Source organism: Exiguobacterium sp. s50 (assembly GCF_018618175.1).
Classification (GTDB): domain Bacteria; phylum Bacillota; class Bacilli; order Exiguobacteriales; family Exiguobacteriaceae; genus Exiguobacterium; species Exiguobacterium chiriqhucha.
In genome coordinates, this window is sequence record NZ_JACSLP010000006.1 from 69,571 (window position 1) to 84,582 (window position 15,012).

Consider the following 15,012-nt stretch of genomic DNA (forward strand, 5'->3'; position numbering starts at 1 on the left):
TTTGACGAACTGGCAACTGTGGTAAAATAAACAAATGAATGCTTACTGAGGATAGGATGGTCACGATGCACTTAAAACGAATCGAACTCGCTGGCTTTAAATCGTTTGCCAAGCGGATTGAACTGGATTTTCGTCCCGGCGTCACAGCCGTGGTTGGACCGAACGGGAGCGGAAAATCAAATATATCGGACGCTGTTCGCTGGGTACTCGGTGAGCAGTCGGCCAAATCGCTCCGCGGAGCGAAAATGGAAGATGTTATCTTTGCCGGCAGTGAAGGGGAGAACCATCGTAACGTCGCCGAAGTGACGCTCGTGTTGGACAATACGGACGCCCATTTGCGGCTGCCGTATGAAGAAGTGAGCGTCACGCGCCGCGTCACGCGGAGCGGCGACAGCGACTACTTTATGAACAAGAAGCCGTGCCGTCTCAAAGATGTGATTGACCTGTTCATGGATACGGGTCTGTCGCGTGATGCGTTTGCCATCATCGGCCAAGGCCGGGTCGAGCAGGTCATCTCCGGGAAACCGGAAGACCGCCGGGCCGTCATCGAAGAAGCGGCCGGTGTCTTGAAATACCGCCAGCGTAAAAAACAAGCGGAACGGAAACTGCAGGACACTGAATTGAACTTGTCCCGCGTCGACGATATCTTGTATGAACTCGCCGACCGGGTCGAACCGCTCCGTGAACAAGCCGCGCTCGCCCGTGAGTATCAAGTTGCAAAAGCTCGGCACGATGAGCTCGAGACAGGTATTCTCGGTGCCGAGATTACGGAACTCGGAACAGGAATCACCCGTACGAACGAACAACTCGGGACGGCGTCCGCCCATCTCGCCGAGCAAGACGGCGCGTTGAACGCGATTGTGGCGGAACGGACGGAGCTCGAGGCGACACTCGCCGTCGATCGGGAAACGCTCGATACGCTCCACCAGGACGAACGGACGCAGGCGACCGAACTGGAACGATTGACCGGCGAAATCAAGCTCGCGAAAGCCCGGGAAGAGCACGGGGCGGAAACGAAAGAACGTCTCGAGCGCCAGCGGGTCGAGTTGGCCGAAGAGGCCGAACAGTTGACGCAGAAATTGCACGTGGCCGAGGCGGATTTGGCGTCTCAAACCGAGGCGTTACATACCGTCGAATCGGCACGCGTCAAACTCGACACACAATTGACGGCAGCGACACGCGATTTTAACGCGGAAATCGAACAGCTCCAAGGCGAGGCGTTCGAACTGGCGACGACTCGCGCCACGCTCAGCAATCAACAGAAGCGGGAACGCCGGGATATCGAACAAGCCGAGGAAGCGAAAGCCCGCCTCCTGCGTGAGAATAAGGATCGCCTCGATGTGCGGACCGAACAGACGGCTTCGCTCGAGGCCGAGCAGGCTCGTCTCGACGAAGCGCGGACGACGTGGGAGACGCTGCTCGCGCAAGAAGCCGATTTGACCGAACAAGAGACGACACTGCGGGACAAGCTGGCCCGGGCCGAGCAGTCGTACCACGACCTCGACCGCCGGCGTCAGAAGACCGAGGACCGCATCGAATTGCTCGAGCGGATGAAGCAGTCATATGAAGGCTATTTCCATGCCGTTAAATTCGTGTTGAAAGAACGGGGGCCGGGCGTGCTCGGTGCGGTCGCGGAATTGATTCGCGTTCTCCCGTCCTACGAGGCCGCCATCGAGACGGCGCTCGGTCAGACACAACAACATATCGTCGTCGAGACGGATGTGGTCGGTCGCCGAGAAATCGATCGGCTACGGAAGGCGAATGCTGGACGGGCCACGTTTGTGCCGATGACGAGCGTGAAGGAACGTTACGTCCCGAGTGAAGTCGCGCACCGGCTCGAATCGCTCGACGGATTCGTCGGCATCGCCGCCGACCTCGTCGAGACGGACCCGGCCTATGACAAATTGAAACGGTCCCTTCTCGGTGCCGTCATCGTCGCCAGCTCACTCGAAGTCGCCAACCGGATCGCCCAGACGACCGGGTATCGCTATCGCATCGTCACGCTCGACGGGGACATCGTCAACGTCGGCGGTTCGATGACCGGGGGTAGCCGGAAGCAAGGCGTCGCCTTGTTCACGCAATCGCGTGAACTCGATGACTTGAAGCACGGATTGACGCAAGGGCTGGCCATGCTCCATGAGCAACAGTTGCGCGTGACGACGTATACCGATGAGATGTCCCGGTTGCGGGAGTCGCTCCAGTCAATCAGACTCAAGAAGCGCGAGGCCGAAGAGACGCTCCGGTCGACGGAACAGGCGTACCGAAGCTTGGAGAGGGTGTCACAAGACGCCAAGGCGCAACTTGAACTGTTCGATCATGAAATGGCCCGCTATGCCCATACGATTGAAGCCGCAACGAACGAATTGACGCGGCTCGCACAAGAGCTCGAGGCGACCGATGCGTTGCAAGCCTCGATTCGGACCGAGCTCGAGGCGCTCCGCGGTGAGCAGGCGAAAGGTGCCGCGACGACGGGGCAACTGCAAGAAGCCATCCGTCAAAACGAACTCGATCGCCAACGGCACACGCTCGACCTCGACCGGGTCCGCTCGGAAGTCGAACGGCTCGAGGCCGAGGTCGCCAAACAGACGGCACGCCTTCATCAAATCGAACGTGAGCTCGAACATGTGGCGAGCGGCCGGGTCGTCTCTTCAGCCGAACTCGAGCTCGAACATGTCGAGGCGGTCAAACAGATGGATGCGCTCAAAGCGCGCCTGACGCAACAGTTGAACCAGCTCCATGCCGAAGAAGAATCATACCGAATTCTAAGGCAGCGCGAACAACAGGCGACGGACGTGCGTCGTCGACTCGATGCGGACGTCCGTAAACTCGAGACCGACGTGAACGAACTGGAGTTGAAACGGAAGTGGAAACTCGATGCGCTCGACGAACGTGGACTCGTCTTCGATTTGCTGCCGACGCTCACGATCCCGCTCGATGAGGCGAAAGAGGAGTTCAAACTGCTCGTCCGCCAAATCGAGGAGATCGGTCCGGTCAATTTGAATGCGATTGAGGAGTTCGACCTCGTCAATGAGCGGTTCATGTTCTTGTCTGAACAGCGGGACGACCTCGTCAGCGCCAAAGAGGATTTGTACGACATCATCAACGAGATGGACCGTGAAGTGACACGATTGTTCAAAGAGACGTATACGCTCGTCCGCGGTCACTTCAAACAGACGTTCCAGGAACTGTTCGGTGGCGGCGAGGCCGATTTGAAATTGGTCGACGAGTCCGACTTGCTCAATACGGGCATCGATATCGTCGCCAAACCACCCGGGAAGAAACTGCAGACGCTCAGTCTGCTCTCGGGGGGAGAACGGGCCTTGACGGCGATCGCGCTCTTATTCGCGATTTTGAAGACGCGTCCGGTGCCGTTCTGTGTGCTCGATGAAGTCGAGGCAGCGCTCGATGAGGCGAACGTCCATCGGTTCGGGGAGTATATCCGGACGCTGTCGATTGATACGCAGTTCGTCATCATCACGCACCGGAAAGGGACGATGGAGGCGGCGGATACGCTCTACGGCGTGACGATGCAACAAAACGGGGTCTCCGAGGTGCTTTCGGTCGAACTATCTGAAGCGAAGCGCGTCGTTGAGACGGAAGAAGAGATGGAGGAATTAAGTTGAGTTTTTTTAAGAAGCTAAAAGATAAATTGACGACCTCGACGCAAGAAGCGTCACAAAAGTTTACCGATGGATTGACAAAGACCCGCGACGGGTTCGCGAATGCCGTCAACGATCTCGTCTATCGGTTCCGCGAAGTCGATGAGGATTTCTTCGATGAACTCGAGGATCTGCTCATCCAGGCGGACGTCGGGGTGACGACGACGATGGACCTCGTCGAAGATTTGAAAGAAGAAGTGAAGCGCCGCAACTTGAAAGATCCGGTCGCTGTCCGCGATGCGCTCGTCGAAGTCGTGGCGAAGCGACTCCAAGAGGACGAGTCGGACCGTGAGTTGAACATGCAAGACGGATTGACGGTCATCTTGTTCGTCGGCGTCAACGGCGTCGGCAAGACGACGACGATCGGCAAGCTCGCCCATCAATTGAAGTCGGAAGGCCGTTCGGTCATGCTTGCGGCGGGCGACACGTTCCGGGCAGGTGCCATCGACCAGCTCCAAGTATGGGGCGAACGCGTCGGAGTCCCGGTCATCCGTCAAGCCGAAGGTTCGGATCCGGCCGCGGTCGTGTTCGACGCCGTCCAGGCAGCGAAATCACGCGGTGTCGACGTCTTGATTTGTGACACGGCCGGACGTTTGCAAAACAAGGTCAACTTGATGAACGAGCTTGAAAAAGTGAAGCGGGTCATCGAGCGTGAAGTGCCGAACGGACCGCATGAAGTGTTGCTCGCGCTTGACGCGACGACAGGGCAGAACGCGATGGTCCAGGCGAAAGCGTTCAAACAAGCGACGAACGTGAGCGGCATCGTCTTGACGAAGCTCGATGGCACGGCCAAAGGCGGTATCGTGCTCGCGATTCGAAACGAGCTCGATATTCCGGTCAAATACGTCGGGCTCGGCGAGAAAATCGATGATTTACAAGCGTTCGACCCGGAACAGTTCGTATACGGATTATTCGGGGACATCTTCGAAGAAAAACAACAGACAAACGATGACCTCGCCTAAGTTTCTCTGTTAAGAAAAAAACTTGACAAGAGCTAGGGACGGCTGTACTATTGGTAGTTGTAAAGGGATTTCACTTAACATGTGGAGGTGGAGGTCATGTCGCTCGAAAAGACGAATCGAATGAACTACTTGTTCGATTTTTATCAAGCACTACTCACACCGAAACAGCGCAACTATATGTCTCTTTATTACCTAGATGACTACTCGCTCGGAGAGATTGCGGAAGAGTTTGAAGTCAGCCGTCAAGCGGTCTACGATAACATAAAGCGTACCGAAGCGATGCTTGAGCAGTATGAGGAAAAGTTGGCCTTGTTCGAGAAGTTCGAACAGCGGCAACAACTGCTTCAGACGCTCAAACGTCAAGTCGAGCATTCGCCCGACGCGACGGAAACGATTTCGGCGCTTGAGAATTTAGAGTAGGGGGCTGAAGCATGGCATTTGAAGGATTATCCGAACGGTTGCAATCGACACTGGCGAAAATGCGGGGGAAAGGTAAAATTTCCGAAGCAGATGTCAAAGAGATGATGAGAGAAGTTCGTCTCGCTCTCCTTGAAGCCGATGTCAACTTCAAAGTGGTCAAACAGTTCGTCAACGACGTGAAAGAACGGGCCATCGGCCAAGACGTCATGAAATCGTTGACACCGGGCCAACAAGTTGTCAAAATCGTTCATGAAGAGCTAACGACTTTGATGGGGAGCGACGTCGTCCCGATCACATTTAACCCAAAACCACCGACAGTCGTCATGATGGTCGGGTTACAAGGTGCGGGGAAAACGACGACGACCGGAAAGCTCGCGAACTTGATTCGCAAAAAGCATAACCGGAGTCCACTTCTCGTCGCGGCGGATATTTATCGGCCCGCGGCCATCAAACAGCTCGAGACACTCGGCAAGCAACTCGATTTACCGGTGTTCTCACTTGGCGACCAAGTGAAGCCGGAAGAAATCGTCACAAAAGCGCTCGAGTACGCCAAAACCAATCATCACGATTTCGTGTTGATCGATACGGCCGGTCGCCTTCACATCGACGAGACGCTCATGGGCGAACTCGAAAACGTGAAGACGATTGCCAAACCAAATGAAATCTTCCTCGTCGTCGATGCGATGACGGGTCAAGATGCGGTCAATGTGGCCGACAGCTTCAATGAGAAACTCGGAATCACCGGCGTCGTACTCACAAAGCTCGACGGTGATACACGTGGTGGGGCAGCCCTTTCAATCAAGGCAGTCACGGGAGCGCCGATTAAGTTCGTCGGTCTCGGTGAAAAGTTGGATGCCCTCGAACCATTCCACCCGGAACGCATGGCGTCACGGATTCTTGGGATGGGGGACGTGCTCACACTCATTGAAAAAGCCGAGTCACAGATGGACCAAGATGCTGCGAAGGAGCTTGAAAGCAAAATTCGCGATGCATCGTTCACGTTCGATGATTTTATCGAGCAGTTGGGTCAAGTGAAAAACATGGGCCCAATTGATGAATTGCTCTCGATGTTACCTGGTGCAGGTAAGATGAAAGGGTTGAAGAACGTCCAAATCGACGAGAAGCAACTCGATCATGTCGAGGCGATCATTCGCTCGATGACAAAGCATGAGCGCTCCAATCCTGAAGTGCTCAACGCGAGTCGTCGCAAGCGGATCGCAAAAGGGAGCGGTCGTTCCATCCAGGAAGTGAACCGTCTCATCAAACAGTTCGATGACATGAAGAAGCTCATGAAGCAGATGTCAGGACAAATGAAAGGGAAGAAAAAAGGTCTCGGCCTTCCGTTCTTCTAAGAAAACTTTTGTCAGTCGGGCAAAAAAACAGTATACTATTAAAGTTGTCAATTCTTAAACACATGATGGAGGTATATTACCATGGCAGTTAAAATTCGTCTCAAGCGCATGGGCGCAAACAAATCACCTTTCTACCGGATCGTTGTAGCTGATTCACGTTCACCACGTGATGGCCGTTTCATCGAGCAACTCGGTCACTACAACCCGGTTGCAAAACCAGAAGCAGAAGTTCGCATCAACGAAGAACTCGCTCTCAAATGGTTGGCAGACGGCGCGAAGCCATCTGACACAGTACGTAACTTGTTCTCTAAAGCAGGGATCATGGAGAAATTCCACAACGCGAAAAACGCGAAGTAAGGATGTGGCCGACCTTTTATGAGGTCGGCCCATTTTTTTGAGGAGGCATAACAATGGAATGGTTATACGTAGGTAAGATCGCCAATACCCACGGCTTGAAAGGGGAACTGAAGTTGCTCGCCGCGACCGATTTCCCGGCCGAACGCTTCAAGAAAGGCGAGACGCTCTATTTGGACGTCGATGGCAAGAAGCTCCCGTTCGAGGTGACGACGTATCGTCCGCATAAGCAGTTCCATCTCGTGACGTTCAAAGGGCTTGAGAATATCAATCTCGTCGACAAGTATAAAGGGATGAAACTATACGTTCACGTCGAGCACGTCCATGAGTTACCGGAGCATGAGTTTTACTATCATGAGATTATCGGTTGCGAGGCCGTTGTCGACGGTGAGGTCATCGGTGTCGTCGACGATATCTTCGAGACTGGTGCCAACGACGTCTGGGTCATCAAACGCCCTGGCAAGTCGGACGCCCTCATCCCGTACATCGAATCGGTCGTGAGCGACATCGATGTCGAGGCGAAACGTGTCGTCATCACCCCGATTCCGGGAATGATTGACGATGAAGATTGATGTTTTAACGTTATTCCCCGAGATGTTCGCCCCGCTCGATCATTCAATCGTCGGACGGGCCCGTACCCTCGGACAAGTCGAGATGGCGTTCACGAACTTCCGTGACTTCTCGACGAACAAACACCATAAGGTCGACGACTACCCGTACGGAGGCGGGGCGGGCATGTTGCTCACCCCGCAGCCGATCTTTGACGCCTTCGACGCCATCGACAAGAAGCGTCCCCGCGTCATCGTCACGACGCCGACCGGACGCCGTTTCGACCAACAGATGGCGGAAGCATGGGCGTCCGAGGAACACTTGATCTTTTTATGCGGCCATTATGAAGGGTTCGACCAACGGATTCATGATGAGCTCGCGACGGACGAAGTGTCAATCGGTGACTTCGTCATGACCGGCGGTGAGCTCGCCGCGATGGTCATGATCGATGCGACGGTCCGTCTCATCCCGGAAGTACTCGGCGATCAGGCGAGCCATGAAGATGACTCGTTCTCGACAGGGCTACTCGAATATCCGCACTATACACGCCCAGCGGAGTTCCGTGGTCTGAAGGTGCCTGACGTCCTCTTGTCGGGCAATCACGCCAAAATCGAAGCGTGGCGCCGAGAGCAGTCGCTCCTGCGCACGTATCGCCGGCGACCGGACCTGCTCGAGCGCATCGAACTGTCGAAGGCAGATAAAAAATTCATTGAATCGTTGCGCGATTGACCGAATTGTGCTATGTTTGAGCATGTGGGTTAACCCCACCAATTACCGATGTTCCGCTGTTGGATGCTTGGGCAGATGAAGATATGAACATTGAAGAAAAAGGAGAACTATTCATGAACACACAAAAACTGTTCCGTGAAATCACAGAAGAACAATTCAAATCAGACGTACCTGCTTTCCGTCCTGGTGACACAGTACGTGTCCACGTTAAAGTCGTAGAGGGAACGCGCGAGCGTATCCAGATCTTCGAAGGCGTAGTCATCAAGCGTAAGGGTGGCGGCATCGGCGAAACATTCACAGTTCGTAAGATTTCTTACGGCGTAGGTGTTGAGCGTGCATTCCCGCTTCACTCACCACGTGTCGCGCAAATCGAAGTCGTTCGTTACGGTAAAGTCCGTCGTGCGAAACTCTACTACCTCCGCAACCTTCGCGGTAAAGCAGCACGTATTAAAGAAATCCGTCGTTAAGATGGGGATTAAGCTTGTCGCTTGCGACAAGCTTCTTTTTTTCTAGTACAATAAGTTCAAACGGACAGAGGAGTGAGGCAAGTTGAAAGAAGTGTTCAGTTGGCTTAAGGCGATCGTCGTTGCGCTCGTCATCGCGTTCGTGATCCGGACGTTCATCTTTGTACCTGTCATCGTCGAAGGAGAGTCGATGATGCCGACGCTCCAAAATGCCGATCGCATGATCGTCAGCAAAATCTCGAACTACGTCGGTGAGCTCGACCGGGGCGATATTATCGTCTTCCACGCGACAGAATCGAAAGACTATATCAAACGCGTCATCGCCATTCCTGGCGACACGCTCGAATATCGGGACGACACGCTTTATTTGAACGATGAGGCGGTCGAAGAACCGTATTTAGAGGATTTCCAGGCACAGATGAACGGCTTTCCTCTTACCGAAAACTTTACGCTCGAACAAGTGACGGGCGAGACGGTCGTCCCTGAAGGCTCGTACTTCGTCATGGGTGACAATCGTCAAAACTCGAAAGACAGCCGTGAAATCGGCTTTGTCCCGAAAGAGGACGTCGTCGGCAAAACGAACTTCGTGTTCTGGCCGCTCGGTGATTTCGGGACCGTACAAGAATAAGGTGGTGTTTGTTTGGCAATTCAATGGTTCCCTGGCCACATGGCCAAGGCACGAAGACAAGTAACAGAAAAGTTAAAGCTCATCGATGTCGTCATCGAACTCGTCGATGCACGTGTTCCACAATCGAGCCGTAACCCGATGGTCGATGAGATCACGGAAGGCAAACCGCGTCTCATCGTCTTGAATAAAGCCGATATGGCCGATCCGGTCGTCACTGACGCCTGGCTCCGCGCCTTGAAGCGCGATGACATCGAGGTCGTCGCCGTCGACGCGAAACATAGCAAAGGCTTGAAACAGCTCATGTCGGGCGCCGAGAAGCTCATGCAAGAGAAGCATGACCGTATGCGTGAGAAAGGCCGGAACCCCGGCCCGATCCGCGCGCTCATCATCGGCATCCCGAACGTCGGCAAGTCGACGCTCATCAACCGTCTCGCCGGACGTAACATCGCTGTCACCGGCGACCGTCCGGGTGTCACGAAGCGTCAGCAATGGATCAAGATGAAAGGCGGCGAGATGGAATTGCTCGATACGCCAGGGATTCTTTGGCCGAAGTTCGAGGACCAGATGGTCGGCTATCGCTTGGCGGCGACCGGTGCCATCAAGGATGATATCTTGAACCTTGATGATATCGCGCTCTATACGGCCCGCGAATTGTCGGCCCGCTATCCGGACCAGTTGAAAGAGCGATTCAAAATCGATCAACTGCCGGAAGATGCCGTCGAACTGCTCGAATTGATTGGGAAGAAACGTGGACTCGTCAGCGGCGGTTACGTCGATTTCGAGAAAGCGAGCGAATTACTATTGAACGAACTGCGTCATGAGAAAATCGGACGCGTCTCCCTCGAGACGCCGGCCGACCATGACATGGCGTGAAGTCCTGTGCAAACAGGGCTTTTTTGAATAGGAGGAACGGAATGACGATTCAAGCGATTAAACAACGGCTACAGACGGTCCGATATGAAGAGTGGGAGCAGGTACGGGCCGAGTTGAAAGACGACCCGCGGACGGGCGTCCAGACGCTCATCCGGCAACGGGAGCGACAGTTCGCACAAGAACATGCCCTCCGTGCCGACTATACGGCCCGTCAGGCGTTCGAAGACGATTGGAAGGCCCAAGGGTTCCGTCTCATCGGCGGCGTCGACGAGGTCGGTCGAGGGCCGCTCGCGGGACCAGTCGTCGCGGCGGCTGTCATGTTGCCCGAAGGGTTTTATCATCCCGGCCTGAACGATTCGAAAAAGATGTCGAAACGGGCGCGGGAACTGGCATACCGCATCCTCATGGACGAGGCATCGGTCGGTGTCGGCATCGTCGACGCTGACGTGATCGACCAGGTCAATATTTATGAGGCGACGAAACTGGCGATGGTGGAAGCGGTCCGGCAGCTCGGAACGGTCGATGCGCTGTTGATTGACGCGATGCGCCTCGACCTCGACATCCCGCAGCAGTCGCTCATCAAAGGGGATGCCCGGAGTGTCTCGATTGCGGCAGCGAGCGTCGTCGCCAAAGTCGTTCGCGACAACATGATGGAGGATTACGCTATTCTCTATCCCGGGTACGGGTTCGAACGGAATGCGGGTTATGGCACGAAAGACCATTTGACCGGCCTCGCGGAACACGGCATCACACCGATTCACCGGAAGTCGTTCGCACCGATTAAACAGATGTAGGAGGGGAAACGATGCGCATCGATCACCAAGGCGTCCTGCCGTTCAAGGTCACCGAACAAAATTCACGGCAACTGCTCGTCGGCAATACGGTCGTCGGCCGGGTGCTCCAACTGTTGCCGGGAGGCGAGGCGGTCATGCAGCTGCCGCAAGGCATGTTCCGGGTCGGGGTGAACGCCGACGTCAAAGAGAACGTGACGTACAAGATGGTCGTCACCGAGCTCGAACCGAAACTCGTCTTGAAGGTCGTGCCGCAACAAATCGAGGCGCAGCAGGCCCAACGGTCACCGCTCGCCCAGCTCGGCAGCGAGCTCGGGCGCCTGGCTCGCCAACCACTCGCTACGCCCGAGCCGCTCCAGGCGCAAGGCCGGCAGCTGCTCGAGAGCGGGGCCGGTGCTGACGTGAAGCAACTCGTTGGCGAGCTGTTCAAAGCGAAAGGCGACCCGAAGTTCGAACAGTTCGTCCGGGCCCAGGAGACGTTCAACGCCGTGCAGACCCCGCCGTTCGTCGTTCAAGCATTTCACATACCGCATTTAGGGCCGTTTGAACAAGTGCGGTTCCGTCTCGAGGCGCCGAAAGGCGAGGTCATCGACTCCGACCACGCCCGTATCGTTCTATTCCTCGAGACCCCGAAGTATGGAGAGACGGGCATCGATTTGCTCGTCCAGAAGCGGCACGTGTCGGTTAAAGTGTTCAACGAGCAACATGACTTGAGTCCGTTCGTCAACGCCTACGAGCCGTTGCTCGGTCGGGCACTCGAAGCGATCGGCTATGAGCTGTCCCGCTTCTCGTTCGAAGCAAAGCGTGAAACGGTGCCGGACACGTTCGCCCCACTCGGAAAGGTGGACCAACGCGTATGACCGATCGCAAACAAGCCATCGCCTTGTCCTATGAGCAATCGATGGAGTCACCGCGCGTCGTCGCCAAAGGGGGCGGACTCGTCGCCGAGCGCATGCTCGCGCTCGCGCAAGCGAACGGTGTGCCGATTCATGAGGACCCGGCCTTACTGTCACTTTTGTCCGCGCTACAGATTGAAGAGCAGATTCCAGACGACCTGTACCAGGTCATCGCCGAGCTTTTCGTGTTTCTTTATCAGATGGAACAAGGAAAAATCGAGGATGTCTAGGGGTAGATGTGAAAAAAAGATGAAAACTTAAAGCAAGAACGATAGACAGCGCTTTCAGTTTTTCGTTACAATAGACGTGCCGATATTAAAGGGGACTAAGGGGGAAACGAAATGAATATCCATGAGTATCAGGCGAAAGAATTGCTTCGGGCGTTTGGAGTGGCCGTACCTACGGGCTATCCAGCGTTCACGGTTGAAGAAGCAGTCTCAGCCGCCGCCAAGCTAGACGGTGAACTAAAAGTTGTCAAAGCTCAGATTCACGCAGGAGGCCGCGGTAAAGCCGGCGGTGTCAAACTTGCGAAGTCAGATGAAGAAGTCAAACAGTACGCGTCAGAGATTCTCGGCAAGACGCTCGTCACGCATCAGACTGGACCAGAAGGAAAAGTCGTGCAACGCCTTTACATTGAAGAAGGCTCTGCCATTGACCAAGAATTTTACTTAGGACTTGTGCTTGACCGTTCGATCGGCCGAATTGTCATCATGGGTTCATCAGAAGGCGGTATGGACATCGAGGAAGTCGCTGAACATACACCTGAAAAGATTCATAAAGAAGTCGTCGACCCAGTCGTCGGACTCCGTTCGTTCCAAGCACGCCGTCTCGCGTTCAAGATGGAAGTGCCGACCAAACTCGTCAACAAATTCAGCGACATGGTCATGAAATTGTATAAAGTGTACGTCGAGACAGATTGCACGATCGCGGAAATCAACCCGCTCGTCACGACGAAAGACGGCAACGTCATCGCACTCGATGCGAAGCTCAACTTCGACAGCAACGCGCTTTATCGTCATAAAGACATCGTCGACCTTCGCGACACGACAGAAGAAGATCCGCGTGAAGTCGAGGCGTCAAAACACGACCTTAGCTATATCGCGCTCGACGGTAACATCGGTTGCCTCGTTAACGGGGCTGGCTTGGCCATGGCGACGATGGATATCATCAAGCATTACGGCGCCGAACCCGCTAACTTCCTCGATGTAGGCGGCGGTGCAACGAAAGAAAAAGTAACGGAAGCGTTCAAATTGATTTTGTCAGACGACCAAGTCAAAGGAATCTTCGTTAACATCTTTGGTGGCATCATGAAGTGTGACATCATTGCTGAAGGTATCGTCGCGGCGACGAAAGAAATCGGTCTCGATTTGCCACTCGTCGTCCGGTTAGAAGGCACGAACGTGGATGCGGGACGACGCATTCTCGATGAATCTGGACTTGCGATCACTTCGGCGAGCTCGATGGCTGACGGTGCAGAAAAAATCGCGGCACTCGTTCGATAAGGAGGAAACGACATGAGTATTTGGGCGAATCAAGATACAAAAGTAATCATTCAAGGGATCACGGGGAAACAAGGTCTGTTCCACGGCGAACAGATGCTGGCATATAACACGAAATTGGTCGGAGGGGTGACACCTGGTAAAGGTGGCACGACCGTCCTTGACGGCGTACCGGTCTTCAACACCGTATCCGAGGCAGTCGAAGCGACTGGCGCGAACGCGTCAATCATCTACGTGCCACCTGCGTTCGCAGCCGATTCGATTATGGAAGCGGCCGATAGCGGCATCGAGTTGATCATCTGTATCACAGAAGGTATCCCGGTCATCGACATGATTCAAGTGAAGCGTTACCTCGAGGACAAACCGGCCCGTCTCATCGGACCGAACTGCCCGGGGATCATCACGCCAGGGGAAGCGAAACTTGGCATCATGCCAGGCTATATCCACACGAAAGGCCACGTCGGCATCGTCTCGCGCTCAGGGACGCTCACATACGAAGCGGTCCATCAGTTGACGACTGCCGGAATCGGACAATCGACAGCTGTCGGGATCGGTGGAGACCCGGTCAACGGAACGAACTTCATCGACACGCTCCAAGCGTTCAATGAAGACGAGGACACGAAAGCGGTCATCATGATCGGTGAAATCGGTGGAACGGCTGAAGAAGAAGCTGCTGAATGGGTGAAAGCGAACATGACGAAACCGGTCATCGGTTTCATCGGTGGACAAACAGCCCCTGAAGGCAAGCGGATGGGCCATGCCGGCGCCATCATCTCAGGCGGAAAAGGTACAGCTGCTGAGAAAATTAAGACGTTGAACGCCAACGGGATTGAAGTCGCCGAGACGCCTGCCGTCATCGGAGAGACGCTCATCCGGGTGTTGAAACAACAAGGTTTGTATGAAGCTTGCGTGACGGGTCAACCGACAACGTAAACCATTCGGAATGAGGGATGCGCGGCATCCCTCATTTTTTTAGAGGTGATTGTGATGAATCAAACAATCGCTCGATTCGCAGCCGAACGGTTGCCGGTCGAGTTCGTCCATCATTACTTGTCGCACGCGCATATGAACATGCAGCAGTTCCATCCGAGCGTCCGAAGCAAAGCAGAACGGGCGCTTCGTTCCACGGTCACGTACGACCGTTTTTTGACGTGGGAGGATGAATTGTTCCCGTCCGCGCTGCTCCATATCCCGAATCCGCCATATTGTTTGTTTTATCGAGGTGATTTAGAGGTACTACATCAACAAACGACCGCATTGGTCGGAAGCCGTGAATTGAATCGTATCAGCCGACGACTCGTCGAACATTTCCGTCCTTTAATAGAAGAAACTGTCTCCGTCTCGGGTGGGGCGCTCGGCATCGACGGTCTCGTCCATGAGCTGTCGCTCGATCATGACCGGCCGACCATCGCCATCCTCGGAGCGGGCTTTTCGCACTTGTATCCACAGGTCCATTCGCCCTTGTTCGAGCGGATTTCGCGACACGGGTTACTCCTCACGGAATACACACCGGAAACACCTGTCAAAAAATTTCAATTTTTAGAACGAAATCGTCTCGTCAGCGGACTTGCCGATCGTCTCGTCGTCATCCAGGCTCGTCAAAAGAGCGGGACGATGAACACGGTCGGACATGCCCTCGAGCAAGGAAAGACGGTATTCGCGGTGCCTGGAAGCCCGCTCGATCCGCTCGCGGCTGGTCCGAATCAATTGATTGAAGACGGGGCGATTCCATTGACGACTGCCGATCAAATTCTAACATGTTCAAGGATTGGACGTTGACAAACCATCGACAACATGAATATTATGGTAGGGATTTAAATGACCTCTAAAAGGGGA

The 15,012-nt window shown here is 54.6% G+C and carries 16 protein-coding genes; all 16 read left to right on the forward strand.

What is annotated here, in order from left to right; all coding sequences use genetic code 11:
- Positions 1–65: 65 nt before the first annotated feature.
- The 16 genes from smc to dprA all read left to right on the forward strand — a co-directional run bounded on the left by smc (position 66) and on the right by dprA (position 14,955).
- Positions 66–3,623: a chromosome segregation protein SMC gene (gene smc / locus KNP68_RS09865; RefSeq protein ID WP_029595711.1), complete on the forward strand. Its 3,558-nt coding sequence runs from the start codon at positions 66–68 to the stop codon at positions 3,621–3,623.
- A complete protein-coding gene (gene ftsY, locus KNP68_RS09870) occupies positions 3,620–4,621 on the forward strand; it encodes a signal recognition particle-docking protein FtsY (RefSeq protein WP_021067095.1) in 1,002 nt (333 codons plus the stop codon). The genes smc and ftsY overlap by 4 nt, the downstream gene beginning before the upstream one ends.
- Positions 4,622–4,717: 96 nt before the next feature.
- Positions 4,718–5,041 carry a putative DNA-binding protein gene (locus KNP68_RS09875; protein ID WP_021067096.1) on the forward strand — a complete coding sequence of 108 codons (324 nt, stop codon included), beginning with the start codon at positions 4,718–4,720 and terminating at the stop codon, positions 5,039–5,041.
- Positions 5,042–5,052: 11 nt separating this feature from the next.
- Positions 5,053–6,393 (forward strand): signal recognition particle protein, encoded by a 1,341-nt coding sequence (gene ffh, locus KNP68_RS09880; protein ID WP_021067097.1) that lies wholly within the window; start codon positions 5,053–5,055, stop codon positions 6,391–6,393.
- Between the two features lie 81 nt (positions 6,394–6,474).
- Complete coding sequence (rpsP, locus tag KNP68_RS09885) at positions 6,475–6,750, forward strand: 30S ribosomal protein S16 (RefSeq protein ID WP_021067098.1); 276 nt, start codon at positions 6,475–6,477, stop codon at positions 6,748–6,750.
- Positions 6,751–6,803: 53 nt separating this feature from the next.
- The gene (gene rimM, locus KNP68_RS09890; RefSeq protein WP_214799520.1) at positions 6,804–7,319 is read left to right on the forward strand and encodes a ribosome maturation factor RimM; all 516 of its coding nucleotides are present in this window, start codon (positions 6,804–6,806) and stop codon (positions 7,317–7,319) included.
- Positions 7,309–8,025 carry a tRNA (guanosine(37)-N1)-methyltransferase TrmD gene (gene trmD / locus KNP68_RS09895; protein WP_021067100.1) on the forward strand — a complete coding sequence of 239 codons (717 nt, stop codon included), beginning with the start codon at positions 7,309–7,311 and terminating at the stop codon, positions 8,023–8,025. Before rimM ends, trmD begins: the two co-directional genes overlap by 11 nt.
- A gap of 113 nt (positions 8,026–8,138) precedes the next feature.
- On the forward strand, positions 8,139–8,492 hold the full coding sequence (gene rplS / locus KNP68_RS09900; protein ID WP_021067101.1) for a 50S ribosomal protein L19: 354 nt from the start codon (positions 8,139–8,141) through the stop codon (positions 8,490–8,492).
- Between the two features lie 82 nt (positions 8,493–8,574).
- On the forward strand, positions 8,575–9,117 hold the full coding sequence (gene lepB, locus KNP68_RS09905; protein ID WP_021067102.1) for a signal peptidase I: 543 nt from the start codon (positions 8,575–8,577) through the stop codon (positions 9,115–9,117).
- Between the two features lie 12 nt (positions 9,118–9,129).
- Positions 9,130–9,990: a ribosome biogenesis GTPase YlqF gene (gene ylqF / locus KNP68_RS09910; protein ID WP_021067103.1), complete on the forward strand. Its 861-nt coding sequence runs from the start codon at positions 9,130–9,132 to the stop codon at positions 9,988–9,990.
- A 41-nt stretch (positions 9,991–10,031) separates the two neighbouring features.
- Complete coding sequence (locus tag KNP68_RS09915) at positions 10,032–10,784, forward strand: ribonuclease HII (protein WP_029595709.1); 753 nt, start codon at positions 10,032–10,034, stop codon at positions 10,782–10,784.
- A gap of 11 nt (positions 10,785–10,795) precedes the next feature.
- Complete coding sequence (locus tag KNP68_RS09920) at positions 10,796–11,641, forward strand: hypothetical protein (RefSeq protein ID WP_029595708.1); 846 nt, start codon at positions 10,796–10,798, stop codon at positions 11,639–11,641.
- Positions 11,638–11,907 (forward strand): EscU/YscU/HrcU family type III secretion system export apparatus switch protein, encoded by a 270-nt coding sequence (locus KNP68_RS09925; protein ID WP_021067106.1) that lies wholly within the window; start codon positions 11,638–11,640, stop codon positions 11,905–11,907. The genes KNP68_RS09920 and KNP68_RS09925 overlap by 4 nt, the downstream gene beginning before the upstream one ends.
- A gap of 111 nt (positions 11,908–12,018) precedes the next feature.
- The gene (gene sucC, locus KNP68_RS09930) at positions 12,019–13,179 is read left to right on the forward strand and encodes an ADP-forming succinate--CoA ligase subunit beta (RefSeq protein ID WP_029595707.1); all 1,161 of its coding nucleotides are present in this window, start codon (positions 12,019–12,021) and stop codon (positions 13,177–13,179) included.
- A gap of 12 nt (positions 13,180–13,191) precedes the next feature.
- Complete coding sequence (gene sucD, locus KNP68_RS09935; RefSeq protein WP_021067108.1) at positions 13,192–14,109, forward strand: succinate--CoA ligase subunit alpha; 918 nt, start codon at positions 13,192–13,194, stop codon at positions 14,107–14,109.
- A 54-nt stretch (positions 14,110–14,163) separates the two neighbouring features.
- On the forward strand, positions 14,164–14,955 hold the full coding sequence (gene dprA / locus KNP68_RS09940) for a DNA-processing protein DprA (protein ID WP_021067109.1): 792 nt from the start codon (positions 14,164–14,166) through the stop codon (positions 14,953–14,955).
- Positions 14,956–15,012: the final 57 nt, after the last annotated feature.

What these genes read in the sequence shown, in the direction of transcription:
- smc (WP_029595711.1), top strand. Translation starts at nt 66, where the DNA reads ATGCACTTAAAACGAATCGAACTCGCTGGCTTTAAATCGTTTGCCAAG.
- KNP68_RS09875 (WP_021067096.1), top strand. Translation starts at nt 4,718, where the DNA reads ATGTCGCTCGAAAAGACGAATCGAATGAACTACTTGTTCGATTTTTAT.
- ffh (WP_021067097.1), top strand. Translation starts at nt 5,053, where the DNA reads ATGGCATTTGAAGGATTATCCGAACGGTTGCAATCGACACTGGCGAAA.
- rpsP (WP_021067098.1), top strand. Translation starts at nt 6,475, where the DNA reads ATGGCAGTTAAAATTCGTCTCAAGCGCATGGGCGCAAACAAATCACCT.
- rimM (WP_214799520.1), top strand. Translation starts at nt 6,804, where the DNA reads ATGGAATGGTTATACGTAGGTAAGATCGCCAATACCCACGGCTTGAAA.
- trmD (WP_021067100.1), top strand. Translation starts at nt 7,309, where the DNA reads ATGAAGATTGATGTTTTAACGTTATTCCCCGAGATGTTCGCCCCGCTC.
- rplS (WP_021067101.1), top strand. Translation starts at nt 8,139, where the DNA reads ATGAACACACAAAAACTGTTCCGTGAAATCACAGAAGAACAATTCAAA.
- KNP68_RS09915 (WP_029595709.1), top strand. Translation starts at nt 10,032, where the DNA reads ATGACGATTCAAGCGATTAAACAACGGCTACAGACGGTCCGATATGAA.
- KNP68_RS09920 (WP_029595708.1), top strand. Translation starts at nt 10,796, where the DNA reads ATGCGCATCGATCACCAAGGCGTCCTGCCGTTCAAGGTCACCGAACAA.
- KNP68_RS09925 (WP_021067106.1), top strand. Translation starts at nt 11,638, where the DNA reads ATGACCGATCGCAAACAAGCCATCGCCTTGTCCTATGAGCAATCGATG.
- sucC (WP_029595707.1), top strand. Translation starts at nt 12,019, where the DNA reads ATGAATATCCATGAGTATCAGGCGAAAGAATTGCTTCGGGCGTTTGGA.
- sucD (WP_021067108.1), top strand. Translation starts at nt 13,192, where the DNA reads ATGAGTATTTGGGCGAATCAAGATACAAAAGTAATCATTCAAGGGATC.
- dprA (WP_021067109.1), top strand. Translation starts at nt 14,164, where the DNA reads ATGAATCAAACAATCGCTCGATTCGCAGCCGAACGGTTGCCGGTCGAG.